Origin of the sequence: Streptomyces chisholmiae (genome assembly GCF_031845445.1) — a bacterium.
GTDB lineage: Bacteria > Actinomycetota > Actinomycetes > Streptomycetales > Streptomycetaceae > Streptomyces > Streptomyces chisholmiae.
Genome location: NZ_JAVREO010000002.1, coordinates 240,698 through 259,126 on the forward strand (window position 1 = coordinate 240,698; position 18,429 = coordinate 259,126).

18 protein-coding genes are annotated in these 18,429 nt (G+C 73.3%); 14 read left to right on the forward strand and 4 right to left on the reverse strand.

The genetic code is table 11. The features are described 5' to 3' along the window. The first annotated feature begins 338 nt into the window (after window positions 1-338). From RM844_RS03930 to RM844_RS03970, 9 genes are all read left to right on the forward strand, one after another. The gene (locus RM844_RS03930; RefSeq protein ID WP_311664763.1) at window positions 339-1,310 is read left to right on the forward strand and encodes an ABC transporter permease; all 972 of its coding nucleotides are present in this window, start codon (window positions 339-341) and stop codon (window positions 1,308-1,310) included. 44 nt (window positions 1,311-1,354) lie between these two features. Further along, window positions 1,355-3,160, forward strand: a complete 1,806-nt coding sequence (locus RM844_RS03935) for an ABC transporter substrate-binding protein (protein ID WP_311664765.1) — start codon at window positions 1,355-1,357, stop codon at window positions 3,158-3,160. 85 nt (window positions 3,161-3,245) lie between these two features. Continuing rightward, window positions 3,246-4,223: an ABC transporter permease gene (locus RM844_RS03940; protein WP_311664767.1), complete on the forward strand. Its 978-nt coding sequence runs from the start codon at window positions 3,246-3,248 to the stop codon at window positions 4,221-4,223. Between the two features lie 15 nt (window positions 4,224-4,238). Beyond that, entirely contained in the window at window positions 4,239-5,264 is a 1,026-nt protein-coding gene (locus RM844_RS03945) for an ABC transporter ATP-binding protein (protein ID WP_311664769.1), read from the forward strand. A 147-nt stretch (window positions 5,265-5,411) separates the two neighbouring features. Beyond that, entirely contained in the window at window positions 5,412-6,548 is a 1,137-nt protein-coding gene (locus RM844_RS03950; RefSeq protein WP_394814422.1) for an ABC transporter ATP-binding protein, read from the forward strand. Window positions 6,549-6,709: 161 nt separating this feature from the next. Further along, a complete protein-coding gene (locus RM844_RS03955; protein ID WP_311664771.1) occupies window positions 6,710-6,904 on the forward strand; it encodes a hypothetical protein in 195 nt (64 codons plus the stop codon). A 32-nt stretch (window positions 6,905-6,936) separates the two neighbouring features. Continuing rightward, window positions 6,937-7,803 carry an N-acetyl-1-D-myo-inositol-2-amino-2-deoxy-alpha-D-glucopyranoside deacetylase gene (gene mshB, locus RM844_RS03960; RefSeq protein ID WP_311664773.1) on the forward strand — a complete coding sequence of 289 codons (867 nt, stop codon included), beginning with the start codon at window positions 6,937-6,939 and terminating at the stop codon, window positions 7,801-7,803. Beyond that, complete coding sequence (locus tag RM844_RS03965; RefSeq protein WP_311664775.1) at window positions 7,803-8,168, forward strand: DUF6113 family protein; 366 nt, start codon at window positions 7,803-7,805, stop codon at window positions 8,166-8,168. Before mshB ends, RM844_RS03965 begins: the two co-directional genes overlap by 1 nt. A 276-nt stretch (window positions 8,169-8,444) precedes the next feature. Continuing rightward, window positions 8,445-10,331, forward strand: coding sequence for a hypothetical protein (locus tag RM844_RS03970; RefSeq protein ID WP_311664777.1), 1,887 nt, complete (start codon window positions 8,445-8,447; stop codon window positions 10,329-10,331). A 36-nt stretch (window positions 10,332-10,367) separates the two neighbouring features. On the opposite strand, the gene RM844_RS03975 is transcribed toward RM844_RS03970, so the two are convergent. After that, window positions 10,368-11,363, reverse strand: a complete 996-nt coding sequence (locus RM844_RS03975; RefSeq protein WP_311664779.1) for a GNAT family N-acetyltransferase — start codon at window positions 11,361-11,363, stop codon at window positions 10,368-10,370. Between the two features lie 124 nt (window positions 11,364-11,487). On the opposite strand from RM844_RS03975, the gene fdxA reads away from it, so the two are divergent. Then, a complete protein-coding gene (gene fdxA / locus RM844_RS03980) occupies window positions 11,488-11,814 on the forward strand; it encodes a ferredoxin (RefSeq protein WP_311664781.1) in 327 nt (108 codons plus the stop codon). Between the two features lie 124 nt (window positions 11,815-11,938). Beyond that, on the forward strand, window positions 11,939-13,039 hold the full coding sequence (dapC, locus tag RM844_RS03985; RefSeq protein ID WP_311664783.1) for a succinyldiaminopimelate transaminase: 1,101 nt from the start codon (window positions 11,939-11,941) through the stop codon (window positions 13,037-13,039). A gap of 111 nt (window positions 13,040-13,150) precedes the next feature. Here dapC and RM844_RS03990 read toward each other — a convergent pair whose 3' ends face one another. Together RM844_RS03990 and RM844_RS03995 are read right to left on the reverse strand one after the other, a co-directional pair. After that, complete coding sequence (locus RM844_RS03990; RefSeq protein ID WP_311664785.1) at window positions 13,151-13,426, reverse strand: hypothetical protein; 276 nt, start codon at window positions 13,424-13,426, stop codon at window positions 13,151-13,153. Between the two features lie 455 nt (window positions 13,427-13,881). Then, window positions 13,882-14,844, reverse strand: a complete 963-nt coding sequence (locus RM844_RS03995) for a hypothetical protein (RefSeq protein WP_311664787.1) — start codon at window positions 14,842-14,844, stop codon at window positions 13,882-13,884. Window positions 14,845-14,900: 56 nt separating this feature from the next. On the opposite strand from RM844_RS03995, the gene dapE reads away from it, so the two are divergent. Both dapE and RM844_RS04005 read left to right on the forward strand, forming a co-directional pair. Continuing rightward, window positions 14,901-16,019, forward strand: a complete 1,119-nt coding sequence (dapE, locus tag RM844_RS04000; RefSeq protein ID WP_311664789.1) for a succinyl-diaminopimelate desuccinylase — start codon at window positions 14,901-14,903, stop codon at window positions 16,017-16,019. 79 nt (window positions 16,020-16,098) lie between these two features. After that, entirely contained in the window at window positions 16,099-16,878 is a 780-nt protein-coding gene (locus RM844_RS04005) for an LOG family protein (protein WP_311664791.1), read from the forward strand. A gap of 10 nt (window positions 16,879-16,888) precedes the next feature. Here the strand turns inward: RM844_RS04005 and folP are convergent, their stop codons facing one another. Continuing rightward, window positions 16,889-17,749 carry a dihydropteroate synthase gene (gene folP, locus RM844_RS04010; protein ID WP_311664793.1) on the reverse strand — a complete coding sequence of 287 codons (861 nt, stop codon included), beginning with the start codon at window positions 17,747-17,749 and terminating at the stop codon, window positions 16,889-16,891. A 155-nt stretch (window positions 17,750-17,904) separates the two neighbouring features. On the opposite strand from folP, the gene RM844_RS04015 reads away from it, so the two are divergent. Next, window positions 17,905-18,339 (forward strand): DivIVA domain-containing protein, encoded by a 435-nt coding sequence (locus RM844_RS04015; protein ID WP_311664795.1) that lies wholly within the window; start codon window positions 17,905-17,907, stop codon window positions 18,337-18,339. Window positions 18,340-18,429: the final 90 nt, after the last annotated feature.

Here is an 18,429-nt window from a genome sequence, read left to right on the forward strand (position 1 = left end):
CGGGTACCGAGGCGGTGTGGTCAACGGCCGCACCGCCTCGGTCTACGGCACCCGCACGGCCGTACCGCCACAGTCTGGGACGGGCGGATATCCGGGTAGGGTCTGTGGTGTTGCCGCCTTGTAAACAGGGCGGCCCTCCCGTGGTCCCGCCTTGTCCGTACATTCCCGATCGGCTGTGACCGAGTCAAGCGCGAAGCGGCGTCAATTCACCTAATCTTCGCTTACTCATCGCCTTTCAAAGGCGTATACCTCTGTTATCCCTTGACGGGGCCTGCGCACCTTGCCAAAGTCGCGATCTACACGCATCGCTCGCGAGAGTGCCACCGGGGGGCCAACTGATGTCCAGCGATACCCAGGTCGTCCACGCCGAACTGGTGGGCCGTTCGCCTGGGCAGCTGATGTGGCGCCGTTTCCGACGTGACCGGGTCGGTGTCATATCCGCCTGCATCGTGCTCTTCTTCTTCGCGGTCGGCCTGTTCGCGCCGGTCATCTCCTGGCTGTACGGAAAGGACCCGTACACCACCTACGGGCTGAGCGAGCCCGGCCTGCTCAACGAGTTCGGCTACCCGGTCAAGCCCAACGGCGGGATCGACGGGGAGTTCTGGTTCGGCCTCGAACCCTTCCTGGGCCGGGACGTGTTCACCCAGCTGGTCTACGGCATCCGCACCTCGTTGCTGATCGCCCTGGCCGTGACGGTGCTGGCGGTGCTGACCGCGATCGTGCTCGGCATCACCGCCGGCTACCTGGGCGGCCGCGCCGACTTCCTGATCAGCCGGTTCATCGACCTGCTGATGGCCTTCCCCAACCAGCTGTTCTTCGTGGCGTTCCTGCCGATCGTGACCACGCTCTTCGTCGACCCACGGGAGGAGACCCCGACCTACGTCCGGGTGGTCTCCATCATCGTGGTGCTCTGGGTGCTCGGCTGGATGACCCTGGGCCGCATCCTGCGCGGCGCCACCCTGGCGCTGCGCGAGCGCGAGTTCGTCGAGGCCGCCCGGGTGAGCGGCGCCTCGCCGTGGCGGATCATCCGCAAGGAGCTGCTGCCCAACGTGGTCTCGCCGATGCTGGTGCAGGCGACGTACATGCTGCCCAACTTCGTGACCACGGCCGCCGCGCTCTCCTTCCTCGGCGTCGGCATGGTCGAACCCACCCCCGACTGGGGGCGGATGTTCGCCATCGGCGCCGAGGTCTACCGCGCCGACCTCACGTACATGATCTTCCCCGGCGTGGCGATGGTGGTCTTCGTGGTCGCCTTCAACCTCCTCGGGGACTCGGTGCGGGACGCGTTCGATCCCAAGACCATCCGCTGAACGACGAACGGGCAGGTGCGTTAGAGACCATGAGGCAGACATCGATGCGTGCGGGACGCCTGGCGGGCGCGGCCCTCGCGCTGACCGGGGCGTTGCTGCTGAGCGCGTGTAGCAGCGGCGGAGGCGGCGGCGGGGAGGACGGCTCCGGCGGTGGCGGCGGGCTCGGCGAGGCCGAGACGCTGGACGCGATCTCGTTCGCCGACGCCGAGGCGTCCACCGGACCGGCCGAGGAGGTGCCGGGGGCGACTCCCGGCGGCACCGTCTACGTGCTCCAGGAGGTCTCGCCGAACCACCTGGACCCGGCCCAGGTCTACGTCTCGGCCGAGTCCAACATAGCCAAGCTGATGCACCGCGGGCTGACCGCGGTGCGGATGGACAACGACGGCAACTACTCCATCGTCGGTGACCTGGCCACCGACTCCGGGACCGTCTCCGAGGACGGCCGCAGCTGGACCTTCACCCTCAAGGACGGCATCCACTTCAGCGACGGCACGCCGATCACCTCGGCCGACGTCCGGCACTCCATCGAGCGGACCTTCGCGCCGTTCATCACCAACGGTCCCACCTTCATCCAGCAGTGGCTGGCCAACACCGGCGGCGCCGACTACCGCGAGCTGCTCCCCGAGGGCCCCTACGAGGGGGACCACCTGCCGGACAGCGTGCTGGAGACCCCGGACGAGAAGACGGTCGTCTTCCACTTCGAGGAGCCGCAGACCGACCTGCCCTACGCGCTCGCGATGGTCGGCTACGCGCTGGTCTCCGAGGCGGGCGACACCCGGGAGAACTACGACCAGGAGCCGCTGGCCACCGGCCCCTACGTGATCGAGGACTTCCGCCCCGACCGCTCGATGACCCTGGTGCGCAACGAGCACTGGGACCCGGCGACCGACCCGGCGCGCAACGCCTACCCGGACCGGTTCGAGATCACCTTCGGGCACACCACGGACGACTCCACCCAGCGGCTGATGGCCGACAACGGGGACGACCGCTACGCGCTCAGCTTCAACAACGGCGTGGACCCGGGCAACGCGCCCGAGGTCGCCTCCAACCCGGAGTACCAGGAGCGGCTGGTGCAGGGCTACCAGCCGTACGTGGCCACCCTGGCGATCAACGCCGAGCGGGTCACCGACCTGCGGGTGCGCCAGGCGATCGCGCACGCGCTGCCGCTGAACGGCGTGCTCAACGCCTACGGCGGCGCGTTCGGCGGCGAGTACGCCGGTGGCCTGATCAGCCCGCTGCTGCCGGGCTACGAGGAGGGCTACGACCCCTACGGCAAGCTGGCCAACCCGCAGGGTGACCCGGAGCGGGCCAGGGAGCTGCTGGAGGAGGCCGACGCCGTCGGCTACCGGCTGAACTACGTGCACCACACCGGCACCGAGGACGCGCGCGCCGCCGTCACCGTGGCGGAGGCGCTGGAGCAGGCCGGCTTCGAGGTCAACCGCAGCGAGGTGCCGCAGACCTCCTACTACGACACGATCGGCGTGGTCGACAACGGCTACGACCTCTACCGCAGCAACTGGGGCCACGACTGGCTGTCGTCGGCGACCGTGATCCCGCCGCAGTTCGACGGCCGGCAGATCCAGGACGGGGCCAACAACTACAGCCACGTCAACGACGAGCGGATCAACTCGGAGATCGACCGCATCCGGCAGATCACCGACCCGAGCGAGGCCGCCGCCGAGTGGTTCGGGCTGAACGAGTACATCGTCGAGGACGTGCTCACCCAGGTCCCGCTTTACTACTACAAGATGAACATCCTGCACGGTTCGTTGATCGGCGGCGCGGAGTTCAACGCCGACATCGGGTCCGTGGACATGCACCGCATCCATGTCCTCCAGGACGCGGGCTGACGGTCGGTAGCCGAGGGGCGCCCACCACCCGTGGTGGGCGCCCCGTCCGAACCCCGGCCGACCGAACCCAAAGGGCTGCTACCCGATGCTCCGATTCCTGCTGCGGCGATCGCTCGGTGCCATCGCCATCCTGCTGATCATCAGCGCCGTCACGTTCTTCCTGTTCTACGCGATACCCCGCAACCCCGCCCTGTTGGCCTGCGGCAAGTCCTGCACGCCCGACCAACTGGCGATCGTGGAGCGGAACCTGGGCATCGACAAGCCGGTGCCCATGCAGTACTGGGAGTACATGGTCGGCATCTTCGCCGGCCGCGACTTCCCCGCCGGCGCCTGCCCGGCGCCCTGCCTCGGCTACTCCTTCACGGACAACCGGCCGGTGCTGGACACCATCCTGGACCGGCTGCCCACCACCTTCTCGCTGGCCGTCGGCGGTGCCGTGGTCTTCCTGATCCTCGGCCTCAGCATGGGGATGCTCGCCGCCTGGCGGCGCGGCACCTGGCTGGACAAGTCGCTCAGCTCCACCTCGCTGGTGCTGGGCTCGTTCCAGATCTACTTCCTCGGCCCGCTGGCCCTGGCGGTGCTGGTGCACCAGACCCAGATCCTCAGCCAGCCCAAGTACGTGCCGTTCACCGACGACCCGGTCGGCTGGTTCAGCGGGCTGCTGCTGCCCTGGCTGGTGCTCTCCACCATCTTCACCGCCAACTACACCAGGATGGCCAGGGCCGCCCTGATCGAGGAGCTGCGGGAGGACCACGTCCGCACCGCGAAGGCCAAGGGCATGTCCCGCTCCACGGTGTTCTTCCGGCACGCCTGGCGCGGCTCGCTGATCCCGATCGTCACCATCTTCGGCATCGACCTGGGCTCGCTCTTCGGCGGCGCCATGATCACCGAGGTCACCTTCAACCTGCCGGGACTCGGCCGGCTCGCCGTGGCCTCCGTCGTCGAGTCCAACCTGCCCATGCTCATGGGCGTGATGCTCTTCGCCGCGCTGATGATCGTGCTGTGCAACATCCTCGTCGACGCCTGTTACGCGTTGATCGATCCGCGCGTGCGGCTGGCCTAGGAGCGCTGACCACAGATGACCATCACCAGCCCCTTTCTGTCCGTGGCTGACCTGCGGGTGCACTTCTCGACCGAGGACGGCGTGGTCAAGGCCGTCGACGGGCTCTCCTTCGAGGTGGCGCGCGGGCGCACCCTCGGCATCGTGGGGGAGTCGGGCTCGGGCAAGTCCGTCGCCACCCAGGCCATCCTCGGCCTGCACGGCCAGAGCGACACCTCCGTCTCGGGCCGGATCACGCTGGACGGCGCCGAGTTGACCGGCGCCCCGGAACGCACCCTGGAACGGCTGCGCGGCAACACCGCGGCGATGATCTTCCAGGACCCGCTGACCGCGCTCTCCCCGTACCACACGGTGGGCCGGCAGATCGCCGAGCCGTACCGCAAGCACCGCGGCGCCTCCCGCCGCGCGGCCAGGGAACGGGCCATCGAGATGCTCGCCAAGGTGGGCATCCCGCACCCGGCCCAGCGGGTGGACGACTACCCGCACCAGTTCTCCGGCGGCATGCGGCAGCGGGTGATGATCGCCATGGCCCTGGTCTGCGACCCGGACCTGCTGATCGCCGACGAGCCGACCACCGCGCTGGACGTCACCGTGCAGGCCCAGATCCTGGACCTGCTGCTGGAACTCCAGCAGGAGTTCGGCTCCGCGATCATCATGATCACCCACGACCTCGGCGTCATCGCCACCGTCGCCGACGACGTGCTGGTGATGTACGGCGGCCGGGCGGTCGAGCGCGGCACCGTCCGTGAGGTGCTGGGCGCGCCCCGGCACCCCTACACCTGGGGCCTGCTGACCTCCATGCCCCGGCTGACCGCGGACGTCGACGAGGAGCTGGTGCCGATCGCCGGCGCCCCGCCCAGCCTGCTCAGCCCGCCGCCCGGCTGCCCGTTCGAGCCGCGCTGCGCCTTCGTCGACGAGGTAGACGGCGGGCACTGCGCCACCGACCGGCCCGCGCTGCCGCCGGGCCGCGGCGCCGCCTGCCACCTGACCGACGCGCGACAGCAGCACCTCTACCGCGAGCGGATCAGGCCCCGGCTGCGCTGAGTCGGGCCGCGGCCCGTGGCCCGCCCCGACCGACCACCCTCCGACCCCGTCCGACGCCGCACCCGCCGGGTGAACCCCCGCGCAAGACCCGTGAGCCCCCCGCGAGCAACCCGCGAACAACCCGTGAGGCAAAGGAACTTCGAGACCATGACCAGCGCCAGCACACCCCAGGAAGAGCCGGCCGGGGCCGTGGAGACCACCCGGCCCGACCTGATGACCGTCGCGGGGCTGACCAAGTACTTCCCGGTCAAGGGCGGCTTCCCGATCAAGCGGACGGTCGGCGCGGTCAAGGCGGTGGACGGCCTCGACTTCACCGTGCGGGAGGGGGAGAGCTTCGGCCTGGTCGGCGAGTCCGGCTGCGGCAAGTCCACCACCGGCCGACTGCTGGCCCGGCTGCTGGAGCCGACCCGCGGCCGGATCACCTACCGAGGGCAGGACATCACCCACGCCAGCCGCAAGGAGCTGGCGCCGGTCAGGCCCGAGATCCAGATGATCTTCCAGGACCCCTACTCCTCGCTCAACCCCCGGCAGACCGTGGGCAGCATCGTCGGCGCCCCGCTGGAGATCAACGACGTCCGCCCGCCCGGCGGCCGGGAGGCCAGGGTCCGCGAGCTGCTGGACACCGTGGGCCTCAACCCGGAGCACTACAACCGCTTCCCGCACGAGTTCTCCGGCGGACAGCGGCAACGCATCGGGGTGGCCAGGGCGTTGGCCCTCGAACCCCGGCTGATCATCGCCGACGAGCCGGTCTCCGCGCTCGACGTCTCCATCCAGGCCCAGGTGATCAACCTGCTCCGCCGGGTGCAGCGGGAGCTGGGCATCGCCTTCCTCTTCATCGCCCACGACCTGGCCGTGGTGCGGCACTTCTCGCAGCGGATCGCCGTCATGTACCTCGGCAAGATCGTCGAGGTCGGTGACCGCCGGGCGATCTACGAGAGCCCCCGCCACCCCTACACCCACGCGCTGCTCTCCGCCGTCCCGGAGGCCGACCTGGCGGAGCGCCCCGACCTCGCCCCGGACGCCGGAGCCGAACCCGGCACCGGGGACGAGCCGGTCGGCGGCGACCCGAACGAGCGAACTCGGCGCCGGGAGCGGATCCGCCTCACGGGGGACGTGCCCTCGCCGACCAACCCGCCCTCCGGCTGCCGGTTCCGCACCCGCTGCTGGAAGGCCCAGGACCGGTGCGCCACCGAGGAACCGCCGCTGGTACGGCTCGACGGCTCCGCGGACGGCCACCTGACCGCCTGCCACTTCCCGGCCGACGAGCCCGTCCGCGCTGGCTGAGCCGGGGGCGTGCGCCCCTGATCTGCATCTGTGCACCGCGCCATGCCGGCGCCACGGAACGTTATGATCCGTGGCGCGTGGCGAGAAGACGCGTCCCGACCTGGGGCGGGTCGGCTCACCCTGCCCTGGATCAGGTACGAGTCCGTGGAGGTGATCCCGGCGTGGCGCTCTCCGTCTCCGCAGTGTTGCTGCTTCTGGTCATTGTTGTTCTGCTGGTCAGGAAAGCCGGCCTGAAACCGCTGCACGCCCTCGTCTGTGTCCTGCTGGGTTTCTATCTCGCCGGCTCCAACATGGCCCCCACCATCGACGACTTCAGCACCAGCATCGGCGACATGATCAGCGCGATCGACTTCTGATCCCGCCGGGGCGGGAACGTAGGCTGCCCCCCATGAGTTCCGGCCAGCCCGGCGTGCTGCTGGTGCACGCCCACCCCGACGACGAATCGATCACCAACGGCGTGACCATGGCCGCCTGCGTCGCCGCCGGCGCCCGGGTCACCCTGGTGACCTGCACGCTGGGCGAGGAGGGGGAGGTCATCCCCGCCTCGCTCGGCCGGCTCACCGCCGACCGGGACGACGCCCTCGGCCCCTACCGCGCCGACGAGTTGGCGGTCGCCATGGCCGCCCTCGGCGTCACCGACCACCGGCTGCTCGGCGGCCCCGGCCGGTACCGCGACTCCGGGATGATGGGCCTGCCCAGCAACGACCGGCCCGGCGCGTTCTGGCGCGCCGACCTCGACGAGGCCGCCGAGGCGCTCGCCGAGATCATCGTGGAGACCCGCCCCCGGGTGCTGATCACCTACGACCCGGACGGCGGCTACGGCCACCCCGACCACATCCAGGCGCACCGGGTCGCCATGCGCGCGGTGCACCGCGCCGCCGACACCCACCGGGTCGACCGGGTGCTGTGGAACTGCCTGCCGCTGACCGAGGCCGAACGCGCGCTCACCCGGCTCCGCCAAAACGGCCCCGGCCGGTTCCCCGACGTGGCCGCCGTCGGCGACCTGCCCGGCGTGGCCCCGGACGCCGAGCTGGCGCTCGCGGTGCGCGGCACGCCCGAGCAGTACGCCGCCAAGCAGGCGGCGATGGCCGCCCACGTCACCCAGATCGAGGTGGCCGGCGAGACCTTCGCGCTCTCCAACGGCCTGGCCCAACCCCTTTGGCGCACCGAGTACTTCCGGCTCGGCCTCGGCGACCCGCCGCCGCCCGGCGCGGTGGACGACGTGTTCGCCGGCCTGGCCGGGAGGACGGTGTGATGCGGATCGCCGCCTACCTGGGCCTCGGGGTGCTGGGCTTCCTGACCGGCGTGGCCGGCTCGCTGACACAGGGCGGCTGGTTCCCGCTCGGCGTGCTGCTCGCGCTCGCCGGCACCGCCGGCCTCTTCTGGGGCGGCGCGCTGCTCACCAGGACTCGGGTCGGCGCGGCCGCCCCGGCCGGCGGCTGGGTGCTGGCCGTGCTGGTGCTCACCATGACCAGGCCGGAGGGGGACTACGTCTATGCCGCCGGCGCGAGCAGTTACCTCTACCTCCTCGGCGGCATGACCGTCGGCGTGGTCTGCGCCACCCTCGCGCCCACCGAGCGCCCGCTCTTCGCCGTGGACCCGGTCCGACCTCGCAGGTAACGCCCCTGCTGGGACCGGGTGTCGGGGACGGGTACGGATGTGCCAATCCTGTGCTGAGGGCGTGCCGCCGCGCGGACCCCAGTATCGTGGGGCCCGCCGCCGTACCCGGGCCCCGCCCGGACGGCCGGTGAAGCCCAACCGGGAGATCCTGCCTTGAGTCGTGAAACTGACAATCCGCCCAGCCCCCGGGGGTGGGGTGACCCCCAGCGCAACGAGGGGGAAGCAGCGGCCCGTCCGGGGACTCCGCCGGCGGAGGAGAAGAAGACCGAGACCACGATGACGACCCGCGCGCGGATCAACATCCCTGGCTCGCGGCCGATTCCACCGATCGTGGTCCGGGAGACGGTGGACGAGGGCGAGGCGCGTCCCGCGCCGCCGCCGCTGCCCACCCGGAACAAGCCGGCCCCCGGTGGCCGCCCCGAGGGGCGCGGTGCCGCCCCCGGCGGCCCGCCGGCGCCCGGCGGCGGGGACCCGAAGAAGACCAGCTCCTGGTTCGAGCCGCGCAAGTCCCCCAAGTCCGGCGCCGTTCCGCAGGGGCACCCGGACGACCCGGCCGCCGGCGACCCGCCGCACGAGCCGGCCGGCTCCGCGCCCGGTGCCGGCCCCGACACCCCGCCCGGCGGCCACCCCCAGGTCTCCGACACCCCGGCCGACGGGACGCCCGGCGTCCCTGGCCAGGGCTCCGGCACCCCCGCCTGGTTCCCCGGCGGAGCCGACACCCCGGCCGACGGCATCCCCGCCGTCAGCCCGCGGGGCGGGTTGCCGCCCCGGCCGGTCGGCGCCACCACGGGCCCCGGCACCGGCACCATGCCGGTGCCGCCGGTGCCGCAGGCCGGCGAGCGGGTGCAGGTGCCGCCGCAGGGCGGCGCGCCCTCCCCGCTCGGGGACGCGCCCACGCCGATGGGCGGCCCCCCCACCCCGCAGGGCGGCGCGCCCGTGCTGGCCGACGGCGGTCCGGCGCCCCGCCCGGGCGGCCAGCCGCCGGAGGACGACCCGGTCGGCACCACCATGGACCTCGGCGGGCCGTTCCCGCCGCCCCCGCCGCCCGGCGTCCGGGACGGCGACCCGGCCGCGACCGGCGCGCTGCCGCGCCCGTTTGAGCCGGGCGCCGGCCCGGTCGTGCCGCCGCCGGGGCCGCGCCCGCCGGCCGACGAACAGCCGCCGCCCGCGGACAAGCCCAAGGCGGCCAAGTCCGGCGGCGGCCGTTCCAAGGTCAAGCTGCTGGTCGTCGCCCTGGTCGGGCTGGCCGTCGTGGTCTACGGGGCCGGTCTCTTCCTCAACCAGGAGGACGTGCCCAAGGGCACCGAGGTGCTCGGCGTGGACATCGGCGGGATGTCGACCGAGGAGGCGCACAGCCACCTGGACACCCGGCTGGACGCGGCCAACAACGAGCCGCTGACCCTGGTGATCGACGGGCAGGAGGTCGAGTTGAAGCCCAGCGTCGCCGGCCTGGCCGTGGACACCGAGGCGACCGCGCGCGGCGCCTCCGGCACCGACTACAGCCCGATCGCCGTCGTCGGCTCGCTGCTCGGCTCCAGCCGGGAGGCGGACGCCGTCTTCTCGGTGGACCGGGAGAAGCTGACGGTCGCCCTCCAGGACCTCACCTCGGGCGCCGGCGGCGCCGGCCCGGTGGACGGCACCGTGGTCTTCGAGGAGGGCCAGGCCATCGGCCGTACCGGGCAGGCTGGTTCGGCCATCGACGCCAGGGCCGCGGCCGACGCGGTGGAGGCCGCCTTCCGGGAGCGGGCCGCCGGCGGCCAGAACACCCCGGTCGAACTGCCGGTCACCACGCAGGAGCCGCTGGTCGGCGAGGCGCAGGTGCAGCAGGCGCTGGAGGAGTTCGGCGAGCCGGCCATGTCCGGCTGGGTCTGGCTGATCGCCGCCGACCGGGCGCTGCCGATCAGTCAGCAGACGCTGAGCCGGGTGTTGACCATGGAGCCCAGCGACCAGGGCAACCTGCAGCCGGTGATTGACCCGGACGGGTTGCGGGAGATCTACGGCACCACCTTCGACGGGGTGCTGATCGACGCTGGCGCCGGCCTGGTGGAGATGACCCCGGAGCACGCCGTCGCCGCGCTGATCCCGGCGCTCCGCGAGCCGGCGACCGTCGACCAGGGCACGGGGCGCCGGGAGGCCGTGGTCGAGGGCGCCACCCTGGGCTGATCCCGCCGTTCCCGCCGATCCCGGACGGCGCCCGCCTCACCCGGCGGGCGCCGTCCGGTAGTGGTAGCGGTGGTGTTCGGCGAAGCCGAGCCCCGCGTAGAGCGCGCCGGCCGCGGCGTTCTCCTCGGTCACCTGGAGGTGGGCGGCGGAGGCGCCGTCCGCCAGCGCGACCCTGGCCAGTTCGGCCATCACGGCGGTGCCCAGGCCGCGCCGCCGCTGTTCCGGCGCCACCTCGATCGCGGTGAAGCCGGCCCAGCGGCCGTCCACCACGCAACGCCCCAACGCCACCGGTGGCCCGCCAGGCTCCTCGTGCGGCACCTCGGCGAACCAGACCGAAGGGCCGCCGAGCAGCACCCGCCGGGCGGTGCCCGGATCGCGGCTCGCCGAGGGGTTGGCGGCCAGCCATGCCTCGGTCAGCTCCCGGCCGACCCGCACCCGCGGGTCCGGCGCCCGGTCCGCCAGCGGCGCCAGCGCGCCCACCAGCTGGATCGCGAACCCGTCGGCCGACCAGCCGAGTTGGTCCAACTCGGCGACCAGCGGCTCGTCCGTGTCGGCGGCGCCGGTGGTCAGTTGCAGGCGCGCGGGCAGCCCGCGCGCCGTGTACCAGTCCACGATCGCCGCCGGCGCCGGCCGGTCCGGGCCGAGCGGCACCGCCGAGTTGGCCCGGCGGGTCCAGCCGGCGCCGGCCCGCAGCAGCCAGTCGCCGAGCCGCGCGGTCTCCGGCGCCGGCCAGCCGCGCGCCGCGACGGCGACCAACTCCGCGACGGAGGCGGCCGGTATGCCGCGCCGCCTGGCCGGCCCGGCCGGCACCACCTTGCCGGCCACCAGCGCGGACTCGGCCAGCCTGGCGGTGCGCCCGGTCCGTTGGGTGACCGACAGCACGCCGGCTGTCCACGAAGTGAGCACCCCGACGGTGTCGGTGAACCGCGCGCCCGAGCCCGCATCGCCCGTCTCGCTCCGAACCGAGACGCGTTTGCCCACGTCAGCGGGTGTGATCCGAACTTCGAGACGAGCCTTGGCAGGGAAACCCATCGTGCTAGTCAACCCCTCAGGTGTGCGCATACCGCTCCAGCGGTGATACTAGGTCGGAGCATCAGCGACACCGCGCCCCCGTGCGCCCGGCGGACCACCCGCCCCAATGAGGAGGACTGACAGCGTGACCTATGTGATCGCCGAGCCCTGTGTCGATCTCAAGGACAAGGCATGCATCGAGGAGTGCCCGGTCGACTGCATCTACGAGGGGCAGCGGGCGCTCTACATCCACCCCGACGAGTGCGTGGACTGCGGTGCCTGTGAGCCGGTCTGCCCGGTCGAGGCGATCTTCTACGAGGACGACACCCCGGACGAGTGGAAGGACTACTACAAGGCCAACGTCGAGTTCTTCGACGAGCTGGGTTCTCCCGGCGGGGCCAGCAAGCTCGGCCTGATCGAGCGTGACCACCCGCTGGTCGCCGCGCTGCCGCCGCAGAGCCACGACGAGTGAGTCGGACGGCCTCGGCACGTTCCGGGGCCGATCCCGCCCACCGCCGTCCCGCCGCCGCATCACCCGCACCGCCCGGCCCCGCCGCGCCGCTGGCCGGGCCCGTTCCACGGAGGAGAGCCACCCCGTGCCGTCAGCCGTCTCCGCCCGCCTGCCGGTGTTCCCCTGGGACCGGCTCGCCCCCTACAAGGCCACCGCGGCGGAGCACCCGGACGGGATAGTGGACCTCTCGGTCGGCACCCCGGTCGACCCGGTGCCCGAGCTGGTCCAGCGGGCGCTGCGGGAGGCCGCCGACAGCCCCGGCTACCCCACCGTCTGGGGCACGGCGGCGCTGCGGGACGCGCTGGTCGGCTGGTGCGCCCGCCGCACCGGGGCGGTCGGCCTGGACCACCCGGGGGTGCTTCCGGTGATCGGCTCCAAGGAGCTGGTCGCCTCGCTGCCCGCGCAGCTGGGGCTCGGTCCCGGCGACCGGGTCGCCTACCCGGAGCCCGCCTACCCGACCTACGAGGTCGGCGCCCGGCTGGCCGGCGCGCAGCCGGTGCCCTACCGGGGTTCGCCCACCGACCTCGACCCGTCGGGGCTGCGGCTGCTCTGGCTCAACTCCCCGGCCAACCCGACCGGCCGGGTGCTCGAGGCGGCCGAGCTGCGGGCCATCGTGGCCTGGGCCAGGACGCACGGGGTGCTGGTGGTCAGCGACGAGTGCTACCTGGAGCTGGGCTGGGAGGCCGAGCCGGTGTCGGTGCTCGACCCGGCGGTGTGCGGCGACAGCCACCACGGGCTGGTCGCGGTGCACTCGCTCTCCAAGCGCTCCAACCTCGCCGGCTACCGGGCCGCCTTCCTGGCCGGTGACCAGCGGGTGCTGGGCGAGCTGTTGGCGGTCCGCAAGCACGCCGGGATGATGCTGCCGGCCCCGGTCCAGGCGGCCATGGTGGCGGCCCTCGGTGACCAGGAGCACGTGACGGAGCAGCGCGCGCGCTACGCCGCGCGCCGGGCCCTGCTGCGGGACGCGCTGGTGGCCCGGGGCTTCACCATCGAGCACAGCGAGGCCTCGCTCTACCTCTGGGCGACCCGGCGGGAGCCCTGTTGGGAGACGGTGGCCGAGCTGAGCAAGCTGGGCGTGCTGGTCGCGCCGGGCGACTTCTACGGCGCGGCCGGCGAGCGGTTCGTCCGGGTGGCGTTCACCGCCACCGACGAGCGGGTCGCCAGCGCGGTGGCCCGGCTCGGCTGAGCCGGGGTCGCCGTCGCACCGGTAGCCGCAGGGGCGCCCTCTCACCGGTAGTCGAAGGGGCGCCGTCCGCGACTCGCGGACGGCGCCCCTTCGGCCTGTCGGTGGTGGCGGTCAGCGGCCGGCCACTCCGGTGAGCAGCGAGCCGCCGGTCCTGGCGCCCTCCCGCAGGTGCGGGGCCACCTCGGCGCCGGCCTGGTTCACCACGTCGACGGCGCCGCGGCCCAGGCCGTTGACGGTGTCACCCACCATGTTCGACTCGCTGGTGTCCGGGGCGGGGGCGGCCGGGGCGGCGGCCTGCGCCGCCGTCGCGGTGCCCAGCAGGCCGGCGACACCGGCGGCGCCGATGAGCGCGGCCCTGACCAGGGGGTGGCGTGCGGGGTTCGACATGGGGCTTCTCTCCTTGTACCGGCCGTGACCCGGGGCGGCCCCGCGGTCACGATGGGCATGAACGGCGGACGCCCACGCCCGGCGCGGGGTCACCGTCCGACCGGGGCGTCCGCCGTGCCTATCGCCCGCCGGCGCCGCCGGGTTGCGCCCACCCGGGTAAAGAGTCGGTAATCCACCGGCCGGCCCAGCGACTTCCGGCCGCGCCGGCCAACCGCCCGGACCGGTGGCCTTGTTGAGTCCCCGTCACCCGTTGGAGCATGGTTTCGGCGCCCCGGGGCGCGTGGTCCCGCGGGATGTTCGGTGTGTCTTTCGGGGAGAAGTCCCGTGGATATCCGGTAATGCCGCGGGGGCATCCCGACAAAAGGTCCTGGGGAGCACCGAGTTGCTCGCGGGGTCGGAAACCGGTGCCGTTCGGGGCGTTCCGGGAACGGTTTCGGCGGGCCGTATTCGGGTGGTTACCCGGGGCCCGGGAAAAGCGAAATGCGCATGCTCGCGCCCGAATTCTCCGTGGTATCGCCGGCGTTCGCGGAATCCTCGGCCCCCGCCGCCTCGTCGTCGGCCACCTCGCGCCAGCCCTCGTCGGAGCGCGCCGACTCCCAGCGCAGTCCGTTCCAGGAGACCGAGGCGACGCCCAGCCCCTCGGCCTGGGAGAGCAGCCAGTGGGCCAGCGCCCAACCGGTGTCGGCGCCGTCCTCCTCGCTCGCCACCCCGGGCGGGTCGGCGAGCGTGACCAGCAGCTCCGTCGGCCCGTCCGGCAACTCCTCGACCGTCGCCCGGCCGACGAAGTCGGCGGCCAGCCGCTCCGTCAGCTCCGCCGGGTCGCCCGCCGTCGGGTCGTTGCTCGTGACGCACTCCAACGAGGCCGGTACCCGGCCGGTCAACGCCCCGGAGAGCAGCGTCGCGTGGATCTCGTGCTTGGCGTACTCGCCCGGGTGGGCGCTGCGCTGCACCTCCTGGGCGGCGACCGTCAGCGGCAGTTCCTGGTAGTCGGTGATCTCGGCGAGCTTCTCGTAGAACGCGCTTGAGGCGTACACCGGGTCCATGATCTGTTCCTCGGTGCCCCACTCCATCGAGGGCCGCTGCTGGAAGAGGCCGAGCGAGTCGAGGTGCCCGTGGTCCAGGTTGCGCAGGCTCGACTCCTGCATGGCGGTGGCCACGGCTATCGTCACCGCCCGTTCGGGCAGCCCACGGGAGGTGCCGACGGCGGCGATGGTCGCCGCGTTGGCCATCCGGTCCAGGCGCAGCCGGTACGCGCCCTCCGCCGGGTCGGCGCCCCGCACCAGGCAGTGCGGTTCGCGTTGCCGGTCGGCCTCGTAGTGGGTCACGGCGTAGCCGCCCAGGGCGATCAGCACCAGGAAGGCGGAGGCGCCGCGCACCAGGCGGCGTCGGCGGCGCGAGGTGGTCGTCCGTTCGGGCACCCGAAGAGGGTAGCGGCTGGCGCCGGGTGCTCCCGCCACGCGGGTACCGTGACCTCATGGAACGACCGGCATCCGCGCCCCCGACGGCCAGCAGCGGCCCCGAACTCGACCTTGACCTCGGCCTCGACGCCGCCGCCCTGACCGCCCGCCTGGTGGACATCCCGTCCGTCAGCGGGACCGAGGAGCCGCTCGCGGACGCGGTGCAGCGGGCCCTGGCCGCGCTGCCCTGGCTGCGGGTCGACCGCTTCGGCAACAACGTGGTGGCCCGCACCGAACTCGGCCTGGACCAGCGCGTGGTGCTCGCCGGCCACCTGGACACGGTGCCGGAGGCCGGCAACCTGCCGTCCCGGCTGGACGACCAGGGCGTGCTGTGGGGCCTGGGCACCTGCGACATGAAGTCCGGGGTCGCGGTGCAGCTGCGGGTGGCGGCCACCGTGCCCCGGCCGAACCGGGACCTGACCTTCGTCTTCTACGACAACGAGGAGGTCGCGGCCGACCTCAACGGCCTCGGCCGGCTGGCCGCGGCCCACCCGGACTGGCTGACCGGGGACTTCGCGGTGCTCCTCGAACCGTCCAACGGACGGGTGGAGGGCGGCTGTCAGGGCACCCTGCGGGTGGTGCTGCGGCTGGCCGGCCAGCGCGCCCACTCGGCCCGCTCCTGGATGGGGGTGAACGCCATCCACGCCGCGGCCCCGGTGCTGGCCAGGCTCGCCGACTACCAGCCGCGTCGGGTGGACATCGACGGCCTGGAGTACCGCGAGGGCCTCAACGCGGTCCGCGTCGACGGCGGCGTGGCCGGCAACGTGATCCCCGACGCCTGCCGGGTCACCGTCAACTACCGTTACGCGCCCGACCTGGACGGGGACCGGGCGCTGGCGCACGTGCGGGAGGTCTTCGCCGACTGCGGGGTGGCCGAGTTCGTGGTGGACGACCACTCGCCTGGCGCGCTGCCCGGGCTGACCCACCCGGCGGCCCGGGACTTCCTGGCGGCGGTCGGCGGCGAGCCTTGCCCCAAGTTTGGCTGGACGGACGTCTCCCGGTTCAGTGCCCTTGGGGTGCCGGCGGTCAACTACGGACCCGGCGACCCCAACCTGGCCCACCGGCAGGACGAGCGGGTCGACACCGAGGCCGTGCTGGCCTGCGAGGCCCGGCTGCGCGCCTGGCTGGGCGGCTGACCGGGGCCCGGCCCCGGGGCGTCCCGGGCGGTCGGGGACGCGAGAGAAGGTAGTGACCACTTCAGGTGAGGAGCGTGCGATGAGCGGGAGTGCCCAAGCCACCGGCGAGGTGCCGGAGACCGGAGCTTCCCAGGCCGCCGACGAGCCGCGCGAGCAGCGGCTCGGCCCGGTGGTCCGGCGGCGGCAGCAGGTCATGACCGGCACCGCCGACCAGCGGCTGCTGGACTCCAGGGGGCCGTCCGACTGGGTCCACCAGGACCCGTGGCGGGTGCTGCGCATCCAGTCCGAGTTCGTCGAGGGCTTCGGCGCGCTCGCCGAACTGGGGCCGGCCGTCTGCGTCTTCGGCTCGGCCCGCACCAAGCCGGGCACCCCGGACTACGAGGACGCGCGCCGGATCGGGCAGGGGCTGGCCGAGGCCGGCTTCGCGGTGATCACCGGCGGCGGCCCGGGCGCCATGGAGGCGGCCAACCTGGGCGCCAGCGAGAGTGGCGGGGTCTCCGTCGGGCTCGGCATCGAGCTGCCCTTCGAGCAGGGCCTCAACCCGTACGTGGACGTGGGGATCAACTTCCGCTACTTCTTCGTCCGGAAGACCATGTTCGTCAAGTACGCCCAGGGCTTCCTGGTGCTGCCCGGCGGCCTCGGCACCATGGACGAGCTGTTCGAGGCGCTCACCCTGGTCCAGACCAAGAAGGTCACCAGGTTCCCGATCGTGCTCCTCGGCTCCGCCTACTGGGGCGGGTTGGCCGACTGGCTGCGGGACACCGTGATCGCCCAGGGCAAGGCGTCCGAGCTGGACGGCGAGCTGTTCCAGATCACCGACGACCTGGACGAGGCCATCCGGCTGGTCACCAAGCCCTGACCCGGCCGGGTCAGGCCAGGCCGCGCCTGGCCACCGCCGGCTGGCGGTGGCCGGCGATGGCGGCCACCATCTCCAGCACCTCGCGGGTCTCGGCGACCTCGTGCACCCGGTAGACCTGGGCGCCGAGCCAGGCCGAGACCGCCGTGGTGGCCAGGGTGCCGAGCAGCCGCTCGCGGACCGGCCGGTCCAGCGTCTCGCCGACGAAGTCCTTGTTGGAGAGCGAGACCAGCACCGGCCAGCCGGTCGCCGTCATCTCGTCCAGCCGGCGGGTCGCCTCCAGCGAGTGCCGGGTGGACTTCCCGAAGTCGTGCCCCGGATCGATCAACACGCTCTCCCTGGGCACCCCGAGCGCCACCGCCCGCTCGGCCAGCCCGAGGGTGACCCGCAGGATGTCCGCCAGCACGTCGTCGTAGCGCACCCGGTGTGGCCGGGTGCGCGGCCGGGCGCCGCCGGCGTGGGTGCAGACCAGCCCGACCCGGTGCCGGGCGGCGACCTCGGCCAGCCGCGGATCGACCCCGCCCCAGGCGTCGTTCAGCAGGTCGGCGCCGGCCGCGCAGGCCGCCTCGCCCACCTCGTGCCGCCAGGTGTCCACACTGATCACCACGTCGGGGTGGCGCCGCCTGACCTCGGCGACGAAGCCGGCGGTGCGCCGGATCTCCTCGGCCGCGTCCACCTCGGCACCCGGACCGGCCTTCACCCCGCCGACGTCGATGATGTCGGCGCCCTCGTCCACCGCCCTGGCCACCCGCTCCAGCGCCGACCGCTCGGCGAAGGTGGCGCCCTGGTCGTAGAAGGAGTCCGGGGTCCGGTTGACGATCGCCATGATCACCGGCTGGTGGGCGGCGAACTCCCGTGTGCCCAGGCGCAACATCCGGCTCAGCTCTCCCTCGCTCGACCTCCGGCCCCACCGGCGCTCGCCGCCGGCCGGTCCCGTGGCCCCTTGGTTCGGCTTCCGAACCTACCTGGCCCGCGCGGTCCTTCGCCGCGTGCGAGACTCCAGGGGAGGGGACTCACGAGGAGCGCGCGGTGTTCTGGTTCTTGATGGTCGCGATGGTGGTGGTGATCGCCGCCGTCACGCTGGCGGTGCTCGGCAGCGGGGACGGCAGCGGCGCGCCGGCCACCGGCGGGCTGCGGGACGCGCAGCCGGACCGGCCGGCCGACCCACTGCCGTTGGAGCGCCCCCTGGTGCCGGCGGACCTGATCCGGGTCCGGCTGCCGGTCGCCCCCCGCGGGTACCGGATGGCCGAGGTGGACGACGTGCTGGACCGGGTCGCGGCCGAACTCGCCGAGCGGGACGCCAGGATCGCCGATCTCCAGGCGGCGCTGGAGCGCGCCGCCGGTCCGGCCGACCACTCCGGGGCGCCCGACCCGGCCGCGGCCGAGCCGACCGTCCCCGACGACCAGCCGCCGCCGGCCGGTCCGACGGCCCCGCGGACCCGGCCGGACACCGGCACCGCCTGACCGGTCGGGCGCGGCGGACGGCCCGGACGGGCCCGAACGGACCGGCCGGCGCGCCCGGACCGGAAGGGAACCTGCGGCGCCCGGAATCCG